The organism is Labrys miyagiensis, from assembly GCF_030160835.1.
GTDB classification, from domain to species: domain Bacteria; phylum Pseudomonadota; class Alphaproteobacteria; order Rhizobiales; family Labraceae; genus Labrys; species Labrys miyagiensis.
The window spans coordinates 78664-97771 of record NZ_BSPC01000069.1 but is presented as its reverse complement, the minus strand read 5'-3'; the positions used below and the strand labels follow the sequence as shown (position 1 = coordinate 97771).

The 19108-nt window shown below is 64.3% G+C and carries 23 protein-coding genes; 9 read left to right on the top strand and 14 right to left on the bottom strand.

What is annotated here, in order from left to right:
* Complete coding sequence (locus QQL24_RS30315; RefSeq protein WP_284316036.1) at window positions 1-216, top strand: hypothetical protein; 216 nt, start codon at window positions 1-3, stop codon at window positions 214-216.
* Window positions 217-671: 455 nt separating this feature from the next.
* On the opposite strand, the gene QQL24_RS30310 is transcribed toward QQL24_RS30315, so the two are convergent.
* Window positions 672-2231 (bottom strand): RNA-binding protein, encoded by a 1560-nt coding sequence (locus tag QQL24_RS30310; RefSeq protein WP_284316035.1) that lies wholly within the window; start codon window positions 2229-2231, stop codon window positions 672-674.
* Window positions 2232-2546: 315 nt separating this feature from the next.
* On the opposite strand from QQL24_RS30310, the gene rtcR reads away from it, so the two are divergent.
* Entirely contained in the window at window positions 2547-4160 is a 1614-nt protein-coding gene (gene rtcR / locus QQL24_RS30305) for an RNA repair transcriptional activator RtcR (RefSeq protein ID WP_284316034.1), read from the top strand.
* Between the two features lie 106 nt (window positions 4161-4266).
* Here rtcR and QQL24_RS30300 read toward each other — a convergent pair whose 3' ends face one another.
* Together QQL24_RS30300 and QQL24_RS30295 are read right to left on the bottom strand one after the other, a co-directional pair.
* Entirely contained in the window at window positions 4267-4911 is a 645-nt protein-coding gene (locus tag QQL24_RS30300) for a dihydrofolate reductase family protein (protein ID WP_284316033.1), read from the bottom strand.
* A gap of 112 nt (window positions 4912-5023) precedes the next feature.
* Window positions 5024-5626, bottom strand: coding sequence for a TetR/AcrR family transcriptional regulator (locus QQL24_RS30295; protein ID WP_284316032.1), 603 nt, complete (start codon window positions 5624-5626; stop codon window positions 5024-5026).
* A gap of 65 nt (window positions 5627-5691) precedes the next feature.
* On the opposite strand from QQL24_RS30295, the gene QQL24_RS30290 reads away from it, so the two are divergent.
* A complete protein-coding gene (locus QQL24_RS30290) occupies window positions 5692-6609 on the top strand; it encodes an alpha/beta hydrolase family protein (protein WP_284316031.1) in 918 nt (305 codons plus the stop codon).
* 6 nt (window positions 6610-6615) lie between these two features.
* Here the strand turns inward: QQL24_RS30290 and QQL24_RS30285 are convergent, their stop codons facing one another.
* The 8 genes from QQL24_RS30285 to QQL24_RS30250 all read right to left on the bottom strand — a co-directional run bounded on the left by QQL24_RS30285 (window position 6616) and on the right by QQL24_RS30250 (window position 11883).
* Window positions 6616-7131 (bottom strand): YegJ family protein, encoded by a 516-nt coding sequence (locus QQL24_RS30285; RefSeq protein WP_284316030.1) that lies wholly within the window; start codon window positions 7129-7131, stop codon window positions 6616-6618.
* Between the two features lie 23 nt (window positions 7132-7154).
* Window positions 7155-7343 (bottom strand): NUDIX hydrolase, encoded by a 189-nt coding sequence (locus QQL24_RS30280; RefSeq protein WP_284316029.1) that lies wholly within the window; start codon window positions 7341-7343, stop codon window positions 7155-7157.
* Between the two features lie 38 nt (window positions 7344-7381).
* On the bottom strand, window positions 7382-8143 hold the full coding sequence (locus QQL24_RS30275) for a PspA/IM30 family protein (RefSeq protein ID WP_284316028.1): 762 nt from the start codon (window positions 8141-8143) through the stop codon (window positions 7382-7384).
* 19 nt (window positions 8144-8162) lie between these two features.
* Window positions 8163-8984: a heavy metal-binding domain-containing protein gene (locus QQL24_RS30270; RefSeq protein ID WP_284316027.1), complete on the bottom strand. Its 822-nt coding sequence runs from the start codon at window positions 8982-8984 to the stop codon at window positions 8163-8165.
* A complete protein-coding gene (locus QQL24_RS30265) occupies window positions 8984-9892 on the bottom strand; it encodes a heavy metal-binding domain-containing protein (protein WP_284316026.1) in 909 nt (302 codons plus the stop codon). The genes QQL24_RS30270 and QQL24_RS30265 overlap by 1 nt, the downstream gene beginning before the upstream one ends.
* A complete protein-coding gene (locus QQL24_RS30260; protein ID WP_284316025.1) occupies window positions 9879-10262 on the bottom strand; it encodes a hypothetical protein in 384 nt (127 codons plus the stop codon). Before QQL24_RS30260 ends, QQL24_RS30265 begins: the two co-directional genes overlap by 14 nt.
* A 198-nt stretch (window positions 10263-10460) precedes the next feature.
* A complete protein-coding gene (locus tag QQL24_RS30255; protein WP_284316024.1) occupies window positions 10461-11054 on the bottom strand; it encodes a beta/alpha barrel domain-containing protein in 594 nt (197 codons plus the stop codon).
* Between the two features lie 106 nt (window positions 11055-11160).
* A complete protein-coding gene (locus QQL24_RS30250; RefSeq protein WP_284316023.1) occupies window positions 11161-11883 on the bottom strand; it encodes an SH3 domain-containing protein in 723 nt (240 codons plus the stop codon).
* Window positions 11884-12033: 150 nt separating this feature from the next.
* On the opposite strand from QQL24_RS30250, the gene QQL24_RS30245 reads away from it, so the two are divergent.
* Window positions 12034-13038, top strand: a complete 1005-nt coding sequence (locus QQL24_RS30245) for a 2-hydroxyacid dehydrogenase (RefSeq protein ID WP_284316022.1) — start codon at window positions 12034-12036, stop codon at window positions 13036-13038.
* Between the two features lie 13 nt (window positions 13039-13051).
* Window positions 13052-13555, top strand: coding sequence for a GNAT family N-acetyltransferase (locus QQL24_RS30240; protein WP_284316021.1), 504 nt, complete (start codon window positions 13052-13054; stop codon window positions 13553-13555).
* A gap of 101 nt (window positions 13556-13656) precedes the next feature.
* On the opposite strand, the gene QQL24_RS30235 is transcribed toward QQL24_RS30240, so the two are convergent.
* Window positions 13657-14307: a B3/B4 domain-containing protein gene (locus tag QQL24_RS30235; protein WP_284316287.1), complete on the bottom strand. Its 651-nt coding sequence runs from the start codon at window positions 14305-14307 to the stop codon at window positions 13657-13659.
* A gap of 160 nt (window positions 14308-14467) precedes the next feature.
* Here QQL24_RS30235 and QQL24_RS30230 point away from each other — a divergent pair, with 160 nt between their 5' ends.
* From QQL24_RS30230 to QQL24_RS30220, 3 genes are read left to right on the top strand one after another with little or no spacing between them, the layout of a single operon-like run.
* On the top strand, window positions 14468-15250 hold the full coding sequence (locus QQL24_RS30230) for an AraC family transcriptional regulator (protein ID WP_284316020.1): 783 nt from the start codon (window positions 14468-14470) through the stop codon (window positions 15248-15250).
* A 28-nt stretch (window positions 15251-15278) separates the two neighbouring features.
* A complete protein-coding gene (locus QQL24_RS30225; RefSeq protein WP_284316019.1) occupies window positions 15279-15665 on the top strand; it encodes a YybH family protein in 387 nt (128 codons plus the stop codon).
* Between the two features lie 37 nt (window positions 15666-15702).
* The gene (locus tag QQL24_RS30220; protein ID WP_284316018.1) at window positions 15703-16314 is read left to right on the top strand and encodes a LysE family translocator; all 612 of its coding nucleotides are present in this window, start codon (window positions 15703-15705) and stop codon (window positions 16312-16314) included.
* A 4-nt stretch (window positions 16315-16318) separates the two neighbouring features.
* On the opposite strand, the gene QQL24_RS30215 is transcribed toward QQL24_RS30220, so the two are convergent.
* Entirely contained in the window at window positions 16319-16969 is a 651-nt protein-coding gene (locus QQL24_RS30215) for a flavin reductase family protein (RefSeq protein WP_284316017.1), read from the bottom strand.
* Window positions 16970-17250: 281 nt separating this feature from the next.
* Here QQL24_RS30215 and QQL24_RS30210 point away from each other — a divergent pair, with 281 nt between their 5' ends.
* Window positions 17251-17823 (top strand): nucleoside 2-deoxyribosyltransferase, encoded by a 573-nt coding sequence (locus QQL24_RS30210; protein ID WP_284316016.1) that lies wholly within the window; start codon window positions 17251-17253, stop codon window positions 17821-17823.
* A gap of 108 nt (window positions 17824-17931) precedes the next feature.
* On the opposite strand, the gene QQL24_RS30205 is transcribed toward QQL24_RS30210, so the two are convergent.
* Window positions 17932-18948 carry an adenosine kinase gene (locus QQL24_RS30205; RefSeq protein WP_284316015.1) on the bottom strand — a complete coding sequence of 339 codons (1017 nt, stop codon included), beginning with the start codon at window positions 18946-18948 and terminating at the stop codon, window positions 17932-17934.
* Window positions 18949-19108: the final 160 nt, after the last annotated feature.

Here is a 19108-nt window from a genome sequence, read left to right as displayed (position 1 = left end):
ATGGCAAATGTCGAGCTGATAAAAGTCGAGCAACGTCGGAACGGCCATCTCTTGTTCAACGTTCGGATGCAAACAGCCGCGGGCAGGATGGAACTTCCGACTGCAATCGAGGATCAGGGATCATCGGCCTTGAACGAGGCGGCCGTCCTGCGATCCACACTCGCCTTTGCGGAAGGGCTGGCGGCGGCGGTTCGGTCCAAACTCAGGGGCGGCTAATCGGCCTGGACCGTAGGAGTGATGAGAACGGGCTCCCGATAACGATGAGTCGGGTGCAGTTGCCGCTGCAGCGCCCAGTTGGTGGCTGTATTCCCATCGGCATTCGCCGCGTTTTGTCGACTTTCGGTGTGGAGTCCCAGTCACGGCAACAAGAATGACGAAACGTTGCCGCCTTGCGGCGGCTCGTGCTCTAACCGGCTGAGCTATATGCCTTGCGGCATAGCGGGATTCGAACCCGCGACCCCGAGATTCGCAGTCTGTAGTTCCGTCGGCATTTGCCGTGACCGGTATGCTCCTCAAAAAATCCAAATGCCCGGAGGACGAGGGTTTGCGAGACGGACATGCTGGTGCATGACGTCTTTCGACGACCGCTCGCCAGCGCCAATGTAGTCCCTGCGGCATTCCTCCGGTGTGGGCCATTCGGCCGGCAGTTTGCGGCCGCCGGCCGAAATCCGTCAAAGGGCGATCTTCTCGATCTCGCCGACCCAATGCTCAGCGCCGATCTCGCCCTTGGCGAAGGCGGCGATGGTATCGAAGACGGCATCGGAGAAGCCGCCGATGTTCAGGACGTCGGTATTCTCCATCGCCTGCGTGGTGCCGTAGGGCTGGATGTCGATGCAGACGAGCCGGGCGTTGGGGTTGAAGCCCTTCAGCTTCTCCCAGACCGTCATCATCCGCGACGCCGTTCCACCCCGGCGGGTCGCGTCGACCCACGACTCGTTGTCCGAGACGAAGATCACGAGATCCACCTTGGCCTTCTCCGCCAGCAACAGATCGATCGGGGCCGAGCAGTTGGTTCCGCCGCCGCCGATCGAGGCGAGCTTGCGCGCATTGGTTATCACCGTGTCGCGCGGTTCGAGATCGACCTTGACCACGGACTGCTCGAACGGGATCACCCGTGCCGACCGGTTGGCGCGCAGCACTGCCGCCGCCACCAGGCCTGCCACGTCGATGCAGCGCACCTTCGTGGTCGCACCCTGCCGATAACCGGTGACCGGCGAGGACATCGATCCGGACACGTCCGGGCAGACGACCACGCGACCCTCGATCACAGGCACGTTGGAGACCGCGATCTCCATGGCATCATGCAACGCCTCGCGCACCACGGCTGGGATATCCGGCCCGGCCTGGGCGTAGGCAGCCATCAGCTGATACGGGAATACCCGCGCCCGCTTGATGGCCGGCGCGTCGGAAAGCCGTGCCGCGATCTTCTCGGCGAAGCCCTCCACCTCGAACACGCCGTGACGTGCGAAGGTGGCGAGGTTCATCCGCAGCATCTGCCAGCCGGCCTTGTCGGCGATCGCCGCCCAATGCTCCCGGGTGAGCGGAAGCGCGGTCAGCATCTGGAACGGCACTGCCGGCACCGGCAAGGCCGGGTCCAGCTTGAAGGCCTCGAACTCCCGGACGATCTGCGGCAGGGCCGAGACGTCGTAGGGCCGCCCGATCAACCAGGCATAAAGCGCCTCGCGGGCCTTATCCTTCGGCTTGGGATGGACCATCTTGATCACGTCGGCGAGCGAGGGATCGTTGCCCACGGACGCCCGCATGATCTCGATGTCCGAAGCGGTCTCAAGCCAGGCCTGGACGAGCTTCTTGGGCCGGGTTCCCAGGGACTTGCGGCCTACGGCGCCCGAACGCATCACCTGCACGAAGTTGCGCAGCATCTTGCCGCCGTCGACGATGCGCGGGAACGCCTTCGAAAAGTCGTTCGTCTGCAGCATCGAGAGATAAGCGAGCAGGAAGGCCGGCATATCCTTCATGTGGCCGTGCTGGCGGGCATAGATGGCCGCCTTCGCGATGAACTGGGGCTCGACCTGCTGGGCGGCCTTGAGCACCTCATCGAGCTGCTCGGTGGCCGTGGCATAGAAGGTCTGGTTCAGCGTTCCGGTGACGGCAAGCTGGGCCAGCGCCTGGCGCGGCGAAAACTTGTAGGCCGGCACACCATGCTTGTTCACCGCATTGGTCTTCGGCAGCAGCTTCCCCACAAAGGAGGCAAACAGGTTCTTATTTGCCATGGCAATCATCCTCAATTGTTCACGAGGAAGGGATTGCAGGAGGTGTGCCAGGTTTGGAGTGAGGTGGAAATTATTTTTTAAGACATTGATTTTGTTTAACTTTAAAATATTTTGAAAGAAAATTGTAAACTAGGCGATGTGAGGGCTCCTCAAATATTTTATAATTCTGTATATGAAAAGATAAGATAATATAGCGTGACCGTGCCACAAGCGCGGGCCGATTCCTGGAACCGCAGGCGTCTTGCCTGCTCTTGGAAACGGTTCACTTGTTGGAGAGAAAGAAGCAGGCAGGGATGCCTGCGATCCCGGGGTGCCATGAAAAAACGCGTCGCCATCGGATTTCTCGGCGTCAGCCTCGACGCCGGCAAGCGGGACAAGCGCTGGGAGCGCTGGCGCCCGACCGTGGCGCTGTGCCAGCAGCCGCACCTCCCTGTCGATCGTCTGGAACTGATCCACGACATCCGAGCCACCTCGCTGGCGGAGCGTATCGCCGAGGACATCGGCAAGGTCTCGCCGGGCACCGAGGTTGTCAGGCACATCATGAATCTCAGCGACGCCTGGGATTTCCAGGAGGTCTATGCCGCGCTCTATGATTTTGCCCGCGCCTATCCCTTCGATGCCGACGAGGAGGACTATCTCGTCAACATCACCACCGGTACCCATGTGGCGCAGATCTGCTGGTTCCTGCTCACCGAGGCGCATTACGTACCCGGCAAACTGATCCAGCTCTCGCCGCCCAAATTCTCGCCACCCAAGTCCTCGGGCGCACAGCCGGATGTGATCGGCTCTCACTCCATCGTCGATCTCGACCTCTCGCGCTATGACGCCATCGCCAGCCGTTTCCGGGCGGAGGCGAGGGAGGCGACCTCCTTCCTCAAATCGGGCATTCCCACCCGCAACACCGCCTTCAACGCCATGATCGACCAGATCGAGCGCGTCGCCATGCGTTCGCGCGCGCCGGTGCTGCTGACCGGGCCGACCGGCGCCGGCAAGTCGATGCTGGCCCGCCGCATTTTCGAGCTGAAGCAGGCGCGGCGTCAGCTCGCCGGCAGCTTCATCGAGGTCAACTGCGCCACCTTGCGCGGCGATCACACCATGTCGGCCTTGTTCGGCCATGTGCGCGGCGCCTTCACCGGTGCGCAATCCGAGCGCGCCGGCCTGTTGCGCGCCGCCGATGGCGGACTGCTCTTCATGGACGAGATCGGCGAACTCGGCCTCGACGAGCAGGCGATGATCCTGCGCGCCATCGAGGAGAAGCGCTTCCTGCCCGTCGGCGCCGACAAGGAGGCGCTGAGCGATTTCCAGTTGATCGCCGGCACCAATCGCGACCTTTCCGTGGACGTGCGCTCCGGCAAGTTCCGCGAAGACCTGCTCGCCCGCCTCAATCTCTGGACCTTCGATCTGCCCGGCCTTGCCGCCCGCCGCGAGGATATCGAGCCCAATCTCGACTTCGAGCTCACGCGCTATGCCGAGAAGGAGGGCGAGAACATCACCTTCAACCGCGAGGCGCGCACGCGCTACCTTGCCTTCGCGACGGCGCCCGAGGCACGCTGGACCGCCAATTTCCGCGACCTCTCCGCCAGCGTCACCCGCATGGCGACGCTGGCGCCGGGCGGGCGCATCAATGAGGAGGTGGTGGAGGAAGAGATCCGCCGCCTGCAGCGCCATTGGCGGGCAGGGGAGAGGGAGGGCGGGGACCAACTGCTGGTGGATCTCCTCGGCGAGGAGTGGCTCGCTGGCATCGACCGCTTCGACCAGGTCCAGCTTGCCGAGGTGGTGCGGATCTGCCGGGTCAGCTCGACGCTCAGCGCCGCCGGCCGTGCGCTCTTCGCCGCCTCGCGCCAGGCCAAGGCGAGCGCCAACGATGCGGATCGGTTGCGGAAATATCTGGCGCGGTTCGAGCTGGATTGGGAGGCAGTGAGGGGGTGAGGCCTGGGACGGGCGGCTTTCCAGCTTCTTTCCGGGTGCGCGGACATCACAGCGACATGCCTGCATGTCGCTGTGATGTCCGCGCACCCGGGACTGCGCTCCCAGCCTACCCCTTCACGATCATCAGATGTGTCGTATTCGCCGTCGGCACCCGTTCCGTGCAGCGGTAACCGAGCGCCGGCAGGTCGATCCCGGCGAACAGGTTCTCGCCCTTGCCGAGCAGCACCGGCGACATGGCGAGGTGCATCTCGTCGATCAGCCCGGCGCGCAGATACTGCTGGATGGTGGAGACACCGCCGCCGACGCGCACGTCCTTACCCCCGGCCGCGGCTCTCGCCTGCTCCAGGGCCACTTCGATGCCGTCGGTGACGAAGTGGAACACCGTGCCGCCCTTCATCTCGATCGGCGCGCGGGCGTGGTGGGTCAAGACGAAGGTCGGCACGTGATAGGGCGGGGTATCACCCCACCAGCCCTTCCAGTTTTCATCGGGCCAGGGGCCGCGCACCGGGCCGAACATGTTGCGGCCGAGGATCCAGGCGCCGATGTTCTCGAAGCTGCGGGCGGCAAAATCCTCGTCGACGCCGGTCTCTCCGCTGTCCTGGCCGAACATCTTCTGGAAGGTGCGGGTGGCGAAGGCCCATTCATGCAGCTTCTTGCCGTTCACCCCAAGGGGATTGTCGAGGCTCTGGTCGGGGCCGGCACCGTAGCCGTCCAACGAGAGGGAGAAGGCGCGGACAACGAGCTTGGACATGGCGGTTTCCTCTTCAATTGCCGATCGTCGTTGATTCTGACTGCTTGCAAATCGAAACTGGTTTGAAGCTAACGAAACCGATTTCAGCTTGCAAGTTGTTTCGTCACCGACCTCAGGCTAGCGCCGAGGCTATTCGAGCTTTGCTGCACTCGACCGCCGCCTCAACCAGTGTAAATGCCGCCTCGCCTGCATCCTCCATGTAGCTGGCGTCGCGATGCAGCAGCACGACCGCGAAGGAGCCGTCGAGCAGCAGCACGATCTGCCGCGCCAGCAAGGCGGCATCCCCGATGGCTTCCGCTTCGAAGACCTGCCGCAGCCAATTCTCGAACGCCTTCTTATGCGCCGCCCCGATCCGGATGGCGGGGTGGCCCGGAAGGTTGGCGAGCTCCGCCGAGGTGCGCAGGAAGCCGCAGCCCTTCCATTTGGGGTGGCGGGCCGCACGGGCGAGGTTCAGGAAGATCGCACGCATCTTCGCAGCCGTGCCGCCCTCCGCCTCCTCGAACCAGCGCCGGAACAGCATGAGATTGGGCTGGTCTCGCGCTGCGAGATAGGCGGCGATAAGGTCGTCCTTGCTGGCGAAGTGGTAGTAGAGCGTGCGCTTGGTGACGCCGGCCTTCTCCGCCACCGCATCGACGCTCACGGCACGGATGCCCAGGGCGTAGAACAGGCTGGAAGCGGCGCCGACGATGCGTTCGCGAGTCGAGATCTCGGCCATGACGGTCCCCATGTATACTGCCTAGTGAGTATAAGAGGCGCCGCTCCTTCTGTAAGCTTCCGCCCATGCATGAGCCTGCTCCAAAAGCCGCACCCGCTGAGGCAGCCGAACCGATCGCCGTCACCTGCCAGGACGGCGTGGTGCTCGGCGCGCATCTGTGGAGGGCGGGCGCAGCGACGAGGGCCGGCACCGTGATCGTCAATCCGGCGACCGGCGTGGTGGCCCGCTATTATCACTATTATGCGCGCTTCCTCTGCGAGCAGGGTTTCGACGTGCTCACCTATGACTATCGCGGCATCGGCCGGTCGCGTCCCGCCGATCTCAAGGGCTGCGGCTATCGCTGGTTCGAATGGGGCGAACTCGATATCGAGGCCGTGCTGCGCTTTGCCCGTGCCCGCGATCCCAATGGCTTCCTCGGCGTGGTCGGCCACAGTATCGGCGGTTTCCTGCCAGGCTTTGCGCCCTCGGCGCCTGCTATCGACCGAATGCTGACCATGGGCGCCCAATATGCCTATTGGCCCGATTATGCGCCCCGCCAGCGCGCCGGCCTCGTGCTGAAATGGCATGTGGCGATGCCGCTGCTGACGGCGCTCTGCGGCTATTTCCCGGGCCGCCGCCTCGGCTGGCTGGAGGACCTGCCGGCGGGCGTCGCCAATGAATGGAGCTTCCGCCGTGTGCGCATGGAGCTGAGCTATCCGGTAGCCCGGCGTGCCGAGATCCTGGTGCGCTTCGCCGCCGTGAAGGCGCCGATCCTCGCTATATCCATGTCCGATGACATGTTCGGCACGCCGCGCGCGGTGAGGCGCGCCTTGGCCTATTACACGGGCAGCCCGTCGAGCGTGGCGGAACTCTCACCACAGACCTTCGGTCTCGACGAGATCGGCCATTTCAACCTCTTCCACAGCCGCCACACTGCTGGCTTCTGGCAGGACACGCTCGAGTGGCTGCGGTATGGCCGCAATCCATGGCAGGGCCGGCGATAGGAGCTCTCAGGACCCGTGACGCTCGCAGGCCAGCTTCATCTGGTCCATCAGCTCCTGCGCCTGGGCTGGATCCTCGCGGCTCAGCAGCACGCAGGTGGTGAAGTTGCCGAGTGTCTTGCCGTGGTCGACATACATCCAGTCACGGATTCGGCTGCGCGGGAAGGTGACGAACTGGCCGTACTGGACGGTCTGCACCACTTCCGGCCGGTTGTTGATGCGGCCGCTGAACTGGTTGCCCGTACGGGTGAGCTCGTTCACCCAGAAATACTCGCGCTTGTCGCCGTCGCTGATCGGGATCTTGACCAGGAAGCTGCCGGTGCCTGGCGCCTGGGCCTCGAAGGCATCGAGGAACTGGCCGAGGGTCTGCTGCGCCTTGGCGAAGGCGGCATCCATCTCCTTGTCGCTGCGGGCAATATTGAAGACGCCGTCACGATTGGCCTTCTGCAGCACGGTTTCGGCAGGAGCCGACAGCGTGCCCAGGACGAGCAGGCTGGCGGCGATCATGGCAACGCGATACATCATGGACATCCCCGATCTTGCCGAGCCTACAGCATCAGCAGCCCCTTGACGCGCAAAAGGGCGATCGCGGCGAGCGTACAGGAGTCTCGCACACGGCCGTCGCAGATCATGGCGGCGAGTTCGGCAGGCGACACAGGACGGGAAACGAGGTCCGCTTCCTCGGCCTCCAGCGCCTTCTCGCCCTGCGTCAGGCCCTTGGCGAGGAATGACGGCACCCTGCCTTCATGACAGCGAATTCAGCGCCTGGATCGCATCATTCCTTCGCTTCGCCCTCCGGCTTGGGCAGGCTGCCCGCCGATGAGGAGGAGCCGATCACCTTGGGGCCGAGCTGCGCTTTCAGTGCCGCGAGATCGTCGTCCACCGCGTGCTTGTCGCGCAGGGCCGCGAGTTCCTTCTCGGCCGAGCTGCGCTTGTCGAGCGGATCGTTGACGATGCCCTGCTCGATCATCGAATCCATGGCATCGGCCTTGTCGCGGGTGGCGAGCATGCGGTCCTCAGCGCGCTGGTAGGTCTCGCCGACGCCGCCCAGCCGCTCGCCGATGCCGGTGAGGGATTGCTGCGCCTTCACCTGGGCCTGCGCGGCGGCATAGCTCGCCTTCATCGTCTCCTTCTGGGTGCGGAACTTCTCGATGCGCTCCTGCAGGCGCTGCTGATAGTCCGTCAGCTTGGAGATCTGCGGCAGGATGGCATTGAGCGCCTGTTCCAGCGTGGCGCGGTTGTCCATGGCGCGGCGCCGATGCACCAGCGCGGCCTTGGCGAGATCGTCGCGTTCGGCCTTGACGGCGGTGGCCGCGTCGTCCTCGGCGCCGGCGATCTCGTGGTCGGCGGTGGTGATCTGGCGCTCCAGCGACTTCTGCTGGGCGATGACGTCGGCGAGATGCGCCTTGGTCTCCTGCAGGCCGCTCAGCATCTTCTCATAGGAGAGGTCGAGCACCTCGTTGGGGTCTTCGAGGGCGTTCAGCAATTTATGCGTCTTGGCCGTGAAGAGGTCGGCGACGCGTCCCAGGATCGACATGGGTTTGGCTCCAAAAGGATCAGGTGTTGACCGACAGCACGAGCTGCGGGTCGGGAATGGTGGCGGGGTCGATCTCCGTGCCGATCGGTTTCACCGCGGTGCCGATGGCGAAGAATTCGATGACATGGCTGCCCCAGCCATGATTGCCCTCATGCAGGTCGACGCCGACGACGCCCTCGGCGCCGGCGCGATGAGCCTCATCCTGCATGCGCTCCATGGCGATTTCGCGGGCGTCATAGAGGGCCTGCGAGAAATTGGTGAGCTCGATATTGCGCATCGAATTGGCCATGGCCGAGAACATGCCGCGATGGGCGACATGGTAGACGCAGGAGCCCATCACCATTTCGAGCGGCCGGTAGCCGGCATGCAGCAGCGTCCAGAAATCCTGGCCGGAAAGGTCGGAGGTGAAGGGCTGGCCGTTCACGCCCTTGAAGCCCTGATGGCCCTGCGCATGCACCACGCCGGTGCCGATGGCGACGAATTCGAGCACATGCTCGTCCCATTCCAGGCGCTTGACCTCCAGCCTGACGCCGACGATGCCATCGGCGCCCATGTCGGCGGCCTCGGCGCGCATGCGGCTCATGGCGAGCTCACGGGCGTGATACATCGCCTGCGAGATGGTGGTCAGCTCCTCGTTCTTGGTCCAGCGGCCGTACTGCACGCCGAGATGATAGATGCAGGAGCCGACGCACAGGCCGATCGGCTCGAAGCCGGCCTTGCGCACCAGCAGGAACTCGTTGACCGAGAAGTCGGAGGTGAAGACGCCATCCGGATTGCCGGCGCTGCGCAGGCCCTTCAGGCGTTCGAGCGCATGCTGCGGAATGTTGTCGCCGTCGGACATCAGATACCTCCCTCACTGTCATTGGTGCCGAAGCCGTGGCGGCTGGCGGTCTTGCGCCGCAGGGGCGAAAGCGTGTCGCGCATGTCGACCACGGTGCGGATGTGGTGCGGCACATCGGCCTTGCGCGGCGTGTCGACCACCGTGCCGATGACGATGTGGCGGCCGAGATAGCGCATGGGCTGGTTTTCGCCGCTGCCCTCATAGCGCAGGAGCTGGCCGAAATGGACATCGGCCAGCACGCCATTGCCCTGCCGGGAGGCGTTGGCGCGCAATTCGGCATGAGCCTGGCGCCGCACCCGTTCCCAGAACTGGCTGAGATGGGGAAGCGGCGTGTTATAGCCGCTCGCGCCGCCTGTGGAATAATCGGGACGGAAAGCGCTCTGCTGCAGCCAGTCATATTTCGCCCCGACCGCGAGGCCGGTGGGCACGATGCCCATTTCGAGCAGCCGCACGAATTCGAGCGCCGGCACGGTGGCGACGATGGGTTCCTTCGCCGGCGACAGGCTGGCGAAACGCACCGCCGTGCCGACGAGGGTGAAGTCCATGCTGTCGTTTTCGCCGCGGGCGATGGTGCGCATGTGGACGTCGACCACCGCATTGGCGCCGCAAGCCACCGCCTCCTGGCGCAAGCGCTTGAGAGCGATGTTCCAGCCCTCGGCATGGCCTTCGGTCCAGCTCCAGCCATAGTGGTACCAGCAGGTGCCGGAGACGGTAGCGAGCGGCTTGATGCCATGGCTGCGCGCCAGCAGAAGTTCGGCCGGCGTCATGGTCGAGAGCCAGGGCACCGCCCCGGTCTTGGCCTTTTCGAGGCGCGCCATCACGAAATCCGGCAGCTTGCCGTGGTTGAGGGCCTGCTCCCACTTGTCGAAGCGGACGTCCGCCGGGTCGAGACCGTCAAAGGAAGCCATGGAGTACATCTCCCGCGATGGCGCTGCGGTCGGCGAGGTCGGCGACCGATTTGTTGAGTTCGCCAAGCCATTGCGGCACCGGCAGGCTGGTGGTGCTGATGGTCACGCCATGCACCACCTTGGCGCGGCTCGCCGTCAGCCCCGCCTTGGCGAAGGTCAGGGAGAAGATCGCGTCGGGATGTTCGACCTTGATCTCGGTGACATGGCTGGTGGAGGAGAAGAAACCATCGCGCTTGCGCTCCACGCTCACGCGGCCGGGCAAGGCCGTTTCGAGCCGCACCGCCAGCGCCGCCATGAAGGCGCGCATGTCACGTTCCGAGTGCCGGAGCACCGCGGCATTGAGATCGAACGCATCAAGGGAAGAATTCATGAAAGGGCTGCAGCGGGTCAAAGCCTCGACAGGGAACAGCCACTGGCGCATAAACCAGCGCAGCGTTCCCAAACGGAAAACGCAGTCTTGCCCCCCAGCGACGCGATCTTAGCACGAGGCCAAGGGCACGCAACGGCAGGGTGGCTTTTCAGCCGGGAATGTTGCGCGCGGTGTTACGAAAAGCACATGAAGCAGGCTTCAGGCGAGTTTTGCCAGGAACGCAGGGTCGAAGAGACGGCTTCCGCCGGGCGTGACGACATCAATCGCGAAGGGACGGAAATCGGCGATCTCTCTGGATAATCTTTCGGGTTCGACCAGCCCCAGGAAAACAGGCTGCCGACAGATCTCTGCGATCTGTCGGCAGCGCGGCAGATTTTCGAAGGCGACGAGCGGAAGATGGACTGCATCGGCGAATTCGGCACAGGCCGCCGCCAGTTCCAAGGCCTGCGCCTGCTCCGGCTTGATCGACTGGATGATCTTGCGGCCGCGGATGATGCGCTTGAGGCCTGGATATTCGCTTGCCGGCAGGGGGCGCATGAGTTGGACGGCCGTAGCCGCGCCTGCATCGACCTGCTGCGCGACGGCACCGGCCGTGAGGGCTCTGGTCTGGACAACCGCCGTCACCGCCGGGGGCAGTGACAGGGCGATTTCGGCTATTGCTTCATCGGGCGTCATGCCGGTCGTGGCAAAGCGGAGAGGATCGAGGCCGATCGCATCTGCTCCCGCCTCGACGGCGATGCGGGCCTCTTCCAGCGTCGTGATGCCGCTGACCTTCAGGCGGACACGCGGCATGGGAGGTCCTATTCCCGGGGGCGCGGACGTCTCGTCCGCATCTTCCTTTCCATGAGCGCATCCGCTTCCAAGATGCGGACGAGACGTCCGCGCACCCGGGAAGAACTCAATCCACCGCCTCGCCGGGATAGGCGCCCCACAGATTGCTCTCTTGGATCCAGCCGTCGAAACCATCGCCGTTGATGCGGCACCAGTTGGAGGTGCAGCTCTTGATGTTGGCTTGCACCCCAGGCTGGAGCATCGCCACCGCATTGGCCTTGCGATCGGCGCTCGCCAGGAGCGGCAAGGTGGGCTGTTTGGACCAGGGCGCGATCAAGGCGGTGCGCTTGCCCGAGAGCAGGTTCTGCAACACCCAGCCTTCGGAGCCGTCGGCATCGCGGATGCGGCGCCAGTTCTCGAATTCGGCGATCACCTCGACCGGCAGATTGGCTTTCTGGAAGATGAAGGACACCGTCTGGTCACGCGAGGGGCCCTGGCGCACATTCACCTTGTCGGGCTTCAGGCTGACAAAGCGCGGCATCGGCAGGCCGGAGACCGGGCCGAGCTGGTCCTTGATGGCCGAGGCGTCGGGCAGCGAGCCGGTGACGTCGGTGGGCGCATTGGCCTTGCCGTCGCCCTTACCGGAACCGGCGATGAAGGCGGCCACGGTGGGATCGGCCAGGGTCTCGGGGCTGACGCCATCGGTGGCATCGGCCACCGTCTGGGTCAGGCGCTTGTGATGGAGATAATAGACGCCACCCGCCAGGACGAAGGCACAGAAGGCGCCGGCAAAGCCGATCCTGGCGATCAGGCTCAAACGCGGCGTTTCTTCTTCTTCATAATAGGACATGCCGGACCTCAACGCATACTCTCGCCCGCGTCCCGCTCTGTTGCTGTGCTTCCGGCTCTGTTAGAGGAAGATCAGCGACGAATGGTGGGCTTATGCGTCCAGTTTGTCCGATTGCGGTGAACGCCGTCTTAAAGTTTCGGGGAGGTCGGCATGACAATCAGAAAAAAACCGCTCGTGGTGGTGACGCGCCGCCTGCCTGACAGCATCGAGACGCGCATGCGCGAACTCTTCGATGCCCGGCTCAATCTCACCGACGAGAAGATGTCGCAGGAGGCCCTGATCGAGGCGGTGAAGACGGCCGATGTTCTCGTGCCAACCATCAACGACCGCATCGACAAGGCGGTGATCGAAGCCGCCGGCAGCAATCTCAAGCTGATCGCCAATTTCGGCAACGGTGTCGACAATATCGACGTCGAGGCGGCGGTGGCCAAGCGTATCACCGTCACGAACACGCCGCGTGTTCTTACCGAGGACACCGCCGACATGACGATGGCGCTGATTCTCGCCGTGGCCCGCCATCTGCCGGAGGGCGCCCGCGTCATTCCCGACGGCGACAATGCCTGGCCCGGCTGGTCGCCGACCTGGATGCTCGGCCGCCGCATCACCGGCAAGCGCCTGGGCATTATCGGCATGGGCCGAATCGGCCAGGCGCTCGCCCGCCGTGCCAAGGCCTTCGGCCTGCAGGTGCATTACCACAACCGCCACCATGTCGATCCGGCCATCGAGGCCGAGCTCGAGGCGACCTATTGGGATTCGCTCGACCAGATGCTGGCGCGCATGGACATCATCTCGGTGAACTGCCCGCACACGCCGGCGACCTATCATTTGCTCTCGGCCCGCCGCCTGAAGCTCCTTAAGCGCGAGGCGCTGGTGATCAACACCGCTCGCGGCGAGGTGATCGACGAGACGACGCTCGCCAAGATGCTCGATGCCGGCGAGATCGCCGGCGCCGGGCTCGACGTCTTCGAGCACGAGCCGGCCGTCAATCCGCGCCTGGTCAAGCTCGCCAAGAGCGGCAGGGTTGTGCTCCTGCCGCATATGGGCTCGGCCACCATCGAAGGCCGCACCGACATGGGCGACAAGGTCATCGTCAACATCCGCGCCTTCATGGACGGGCATACCCCGCCAGACAAGGTGCTGCCGAGCATGTTGTGAGAGTGCTGCAGCGATGACCGGAACCATTGAAATCGCCAGTTTCGAGGCTGAAGACCAGCAGGGCGTGATCGACCTCATCCTGCCGATCCAGCGCGAGGAATTCGGCTTCGCCATCACGGCCGAGGACCAGCCGGACCTTGCCGCCATTCCTGCCTTCTACCAGAGCGGCAAAGGCGATTTCTGGGTGGCGCGCTGCGAGGACAGGGTGGTCGGCTCGATCGGCCTCAAGGATATCGGCAACGACCAGGCGGCCCTACGCAAGATGTTCGTGGCGGCGCCCTTCCGGGGGCGCGAGCACGGCGTAGCGGCAGGGCTCCTGCAGCGCCTGCTCGACGAGGCACGGGAGCGTGGTATCCGGGACGTCTTCCTCGGCACCACCGACCGCTTCCTGGCGGCCCATCGCTTCTACGAGAAGCATGGCTTCGTGGAAATCGCCAAGGCGGAGCTGCCTGAGAGCTTCCTCTTCATGGCAGTGGATACGAAGTTCTATGTCTTCAGGCTGGCGGCTGCCTTGTGACTTTTCGCCTGGGCGAGATTTGACAAGTGGGAAGGAGGCGAGCCGGTTGTGCCCCTCGCCCCGTTTTGAGATGCCTCGTCTCGCCCGACCGAAGCTTCCTTTCATTTGAAGATCAGACCAACCTCCCTCAGCGCCCCATCCAGCGCCTCGCCCAGCCGCGCCATATCCTCCCCCGCCGTCTCGTGCATCGCCTCCGCCACGATCAGTATCCGGTCCGTCTGCGGGCGGATGGCGGAGAGGCCGCTCTGGCGGTTGGTCCAGCGTCTGGCATGGGCCTGGCCGGCCTCGTCGGCGAAGATGACTTCGCCCGGCTCGGGATGCTCGATTTCGCCGGCAAAGGTCTCGTAGCTCTCCGTGCCGGCGGCATGGCGCACCTGCAGGCCGCCTCGCACCTTGTCGAGATCGAACACCGCGATCGGAATGGCGAAGGCCAGGGAAATGCCGTTGCAGAGATCGACGAGCGGATGGATGGAGGGCAGCGAACCCTCCTTGCGGAAGCGCCGCAGCAGCGCCTCGGAAGCGCAGCGATATTGGGTCGGCTTGAGGCCCATTTTCGAGAAGGCGCGGCGCCAGGCCTGGATTTCCGGCAGGTCGCTTTCGCTGCGGCCGTCGAGCCGCCTGGCGGCGAGATCGCAGAAGGGCTGGACGAGGCGCGAGACATCACCGCTGGCCCTAACGTCAGCGACATGGCGGGTGCTCGAGACGAGTTCGGGAAAGTCCTGGAGAAGAGTGGGGGCGTAGCTGAACGTCATCGGCAAGGTCTCGGCAAGGCACATCGGAATGGCACCATCCTGTCCGGTGGGGCAGATGCCGTCTTGAATGGAATTGCAGCCAGCCCGAAACAAGGGCATCAATGCTGCCATGGCAAGGATGATCCGTGACAGGCCTCCCAGGGCGGGCGACCGCTTCAGCATGCCCCGTAGCTTCGTGGCCGGCATCGAGGCGGTAGAGGCGGAGAGCAGCCATAGTTTCCCGCGCCATACCCATGACCAGTTCGGTGTCGGTTTCATTTCCCGGGGCGCCCAGAAGTCGGCAAGCGGACGCGGGCTGGTGGAGGCCGGCGCAGGGAATGTGATTACCGTCAATCCCGGCGAAGTGCATGACGGCATCCCCATTGGCGGAGGCAGCCGGCGCTGGCACATGCTCTATCTCGATCCCGCTGTCGTCGCCGCGGCGATCGGCGACATCGAGGAGGGGCGGAAGCCGGGGTTCGAATTTACCGCCCCGGTTCTCGCCGACCGGCCCCCCTTGGCGCTGTTCCGGCGCCTGTTTCGCGCCGTAACGCAAAGCGAACCGGAGGGAGCCGAGCTGAAGCGGGATGAGGCACTGCTGCTTCTCCTCGCCCGGATGCGGGGCGAAGCCCTTGCGGGAGCCATGCCGCCCGCGCCGATCGCCCGTGCCCGCGACCTGATCGACAGCGACCCCGCTGCGCCGGTCACCCTCTCCGACCTTGCCGTGGAGAGCGGCCTCAGCCAGTTCCAGGTCGTGCGCGGATTTGCCAGGGCGACAGGCATGACGCCCCATGCCTATCTCATGCAGTGCCGCATCCACCTGGCTCGCCGCCTGATCGTGGAGGGCATGGCCCTGGCCGAGGTGGCCGCCGCGAGCGGCTTTGCCGACCAGAGCCATATGACGCGGCGTTTCGTGCGTGTTTACGGCGTCTCGCCGGGTGCCTATGCAGCCGCCGTCAGATAGGATTCCGCAAGCAGGCGAAGAGGCAATCATGCATCCAGAAGACGCCATGAAATTCTATCAGGCCAGGCTTGCCCTGCATGACTTCAATGCCTTGCTGCCTGTGATCGCCGAGGACGCGGTGTTCTGGTTCTCCGACGGCGACCATAAGGGCATCGACGCGGCGAGGCGCGCCTTCGACGCGGCGTGGCAGGCGGTCGAGAACGAGGTCTACACCCTGGAGGACCTGCGCTGGCTGGCCATCGGCGACAGCGTTGCGAGCTGCATCTACAATTTCCACTGGAAGGGCATGGCGGCGGGCGAACCGGTCTGGGGCGGTGGGCGCGGCACCACGGTCCTGCGCAAGGACGCCGAGGGCTGGAAGATCGTGCACGAACATCTCAGCCCTGCAAATGCGTTCAAGACAGCAGAGGCCTGACCGGCTTTCCTGCGGGTTGCCACATTGGAACTCGCCCGTGACCTCCGACTACCTGCTCACCTCCCTCATCATCATCCTGCTGCCAGGCACCGGCGTGCTCTACACCCTCGCCCTTGGCCTCGGCCGGGGCTGGCAGGCCAGCGCCATAGCGGCTTTCGGCTGCACCCTCGGCATCCTGCCGCACATCGCCGTCAGCATCGTCGGGCTGGCTGCTCTGCTCCATGCCAGCGCCATGGCCTTCCAGGGCATCAAATATCTTGGCGTCGCCTATCTGCTTTACATGGCCTGGGGCGTATGGCGCGATGGCGGGGCACTGCAGGTCGAGGCGGAAGGCCTGCCGATCGAGCCGCTGGCGATCATTCGAAACGGCATTCTTCTCAACATCCTCAATCCGAAGCTGTCGATCTTCTTCCTGGCCTTTCTTCCGCAATTCGTGCCCGCGAGCGCACCTCATCCGACGGCGATGATGCTGGAGCTGGCTCTCGTCTTCATGGCGCTGACCTTCGTGGTCTTCCTCCTGTATGGCGCCTTCGCCGCCGCTGCCCGCCGCTCCATCCTCTCGCGCCCGCGCGTGCTCGCCTGGCTCCGGCGCAGCTTTGCCGCGGCCTTCGCGGTTCTGGGCCTGAAGCTGGCGCTGACGCAGCCGTGAGACTCTACGCTTCAGCCCGGAAGTTCCTGCCGAGATCCGGGCCGGGGCCGAAATAATGCCGGAACACATAGAACAGCGGTTTCCAGCGCGCCGTGTCGATATGGTTCGTGCCTGATACCACGATGCCTCGATGGGCGTGGATGCGCAGGACCTTGGTCTCGACGATCGCAAGGTCCGACAGATGTCCGCTGCCTTTGTCGCCCTGCGCATGGTGGATGGCGACTGCCCTTGCCTCGAATTGCAGTGGACATTCGGCTATGCGCGGTGGCCCCACGATCTCGGAGCCGACGGGGGTGAAGCCGCCCAGCGCGAACTTGTCGGCCACATGAGTGTAGCCCATCCTTGCCTTGGCTTCCGGCACGGGGTTGCGACCGGTCGCCCGCGCGATCCTCTCCACGTTCGGCTGCAGCACTTCGGAGGGAAAGTTCAGCACGCATTCGCTGTCGCGCTGCAGGTTTTGGGCGCCCTGGCCGGTCATGCCGAGCCCCAGCACCACCTTGTCGCTGAGCGCCCAGGCCGAGGACATCGGCGTGATGTTGGTGCTGCCATCGGGACTGCGCGTGGTGGCGAGGACGACTGGGGTACCGAAATAGAGCACGGACGGCTTGATCGTGACATGCTCGGGCAGGAGCATGTCTGAACGTGTATCGGGCATGGTTTCACTCCTTTCATAGCTGGCGGACGGCGCTGGCAAGGCTGGGAAGAAGCTTCGCGACGACGCCGGCAATGATGCGGGCGAGACCGAACCGCAGGGCAGGACCCCGGCGATCGAGTGTCCGTCAGCGTTCATGCCTTTCTTGTAGGCCGCCTTGGCGCAGGAATGTTACGGCTGCCGCCGAACTATGGACGCTATTCGTTCCCGATCCGATTGACAGGAACCGTCGGCCTTGCAACGACGAAGTTCGTTTCGCTCCACGACAGCGCAGAGGCAGGATCATGAAAGTCTATCTCGCCGGCCCGGAGGTCTTCCTGCCCAACGCGCGGGAGGTGCTCGACGCCAAGATCGCCCTGGCCCAGCGCTATGGCTTCACGCCGGTCTCGCCCGGCGATCTCGAGATCCCGGCCTATGAGACCAAGCGTGGCCACGGCCTTGCCATCAGCGCCGTGAATGAGAAGCTGATGCTGAGCGCGGAGATGATCATCGCCAATCTCACGCCTTTCCGCGGCATCGCCGCCGATGTCGGCACGGTCTACGAGCTTGGCTTCATGTGCGCCCGCAACTGCCCGGCCTATGGTTTTTCGAATGTCGCCAGGGATCATTTCGAGCGGCTCAAGGCCTATTACGGTGGCGCAGTCCATCCCGACGCGCAGGGGCGGCCACGCGGGCCCGACGGCCTCGCCGTCGAGGATTTCGAGATGATCGAGAACCTGATGCTCGATGGCGGCATCGAGGCGCGGGGCGGCGCCTTCGTCACCCGGGAGGTGGCGGCTGAAGCGATGTTCACCGATCTCGGAGCCTTCGAGGAATGCCTCTCGATCGCGGCCCGCCGCCTGCTCGCGAGGCACTGACCTTGGAAGTCAGAGCGTCTTGCTTTCAGATCGAATTGCCAAGAATCGCAAAATGCTTTTGGTCAGCAAGTCAATTTCGAAATCCGCCTTATCTGAACGCATTTTGCTTTAAAGCAGCCCGTTCCCCTGGGCCATGGCGCGCAGATTGGCCTCCGGGCGGGCGCCGACATGCTGGATCACTTCCGCGGCGGCCAGGGCGCCGAGCTTGAGCGAGGCGAGGTGGCCGAGATTGCGGGCGAGGCCGAACAGGAAGCCGGAGGCGAAGAGGTCGCCGGCGCCGGTGGTGTCGACCAGCCTGTCGATGGGATAGGCCGGCACGGAGACACGGGTGCCACTCTCGATCGCCAGCGCGCCTTCCTCCGAGCGCGTGACCACGGCGAGGCGGCAATCCTTCTCAACGAGCTGCAAGGCGGTCTCGAAATCGGAGGTCTGGTAGAGCGACTTGATCTCCTGCGTGTTGGCGAAGATCGTGTCCACCACGCCCGAGCGCATCAGGTGCAGGAACTCGTCGCGGAAGCGGTCGACGCAGAAAGAATCCGACAGGGTGATCGCCACGCGCCGCCCGGCTTCATGGGCAATCTTGGCGGCTTTCAGGAAGGCGTCCTTGGCGTCCTGCGGATCCCACAGATAACCCTCCATATAAGTGATGGCCGCCTCGCGCACCACCTTCTCGTCCATGTCGGCGGGGCCGAGCAGATGGCAGGCGCCGAGATAGGTGTTCATGGTGCGCTCGCCGTCGGGCGTGACCAGGATGAAGCTCTTGGCGGTGGAGGGGCCTTCCTTCAGTGGTGCGGTTTCGAAATAGGTGCCCTGCGCGCGCAGGTCGTGCGTGAAGACGCGGCCGGCCTCATCTTCCTTCACCTTGCCGAAATAGGCGGTCTTGCCGCCGAGCGAGGCAACGCCCACCGCGGTGTTGGCGGCCGAGCCTCCGGATATCTCGACGCTCTGGCCCATTGCAGCGTAAAGGTGCTCGGCACGTTCCTCGCTGGTGAGAATCATGGCGCCCTTGGCGAGGCCTTCGCGGACCAGGAAGTCGTCTTCCGTGTGGGCAAAGACATCGACGATGGCGTTGCCGATGGTGAGGACGTCGAAACGGGGCTTCGCGCCGGAATGGGGTATGGGCATGCAGTATCTCTGTTTGCGAGCGTTTTACTCCTGGACGGAATCACCAGGGATCGCAAAATGCTCGTGCTTTCAGGCAGCTAAACCGAAAGGGCGTTTCGACTTGACCGCATTTTGCTTTTGGGCGCGCGGACTATAGCGATATGTTGCGCTGCGACAAGGA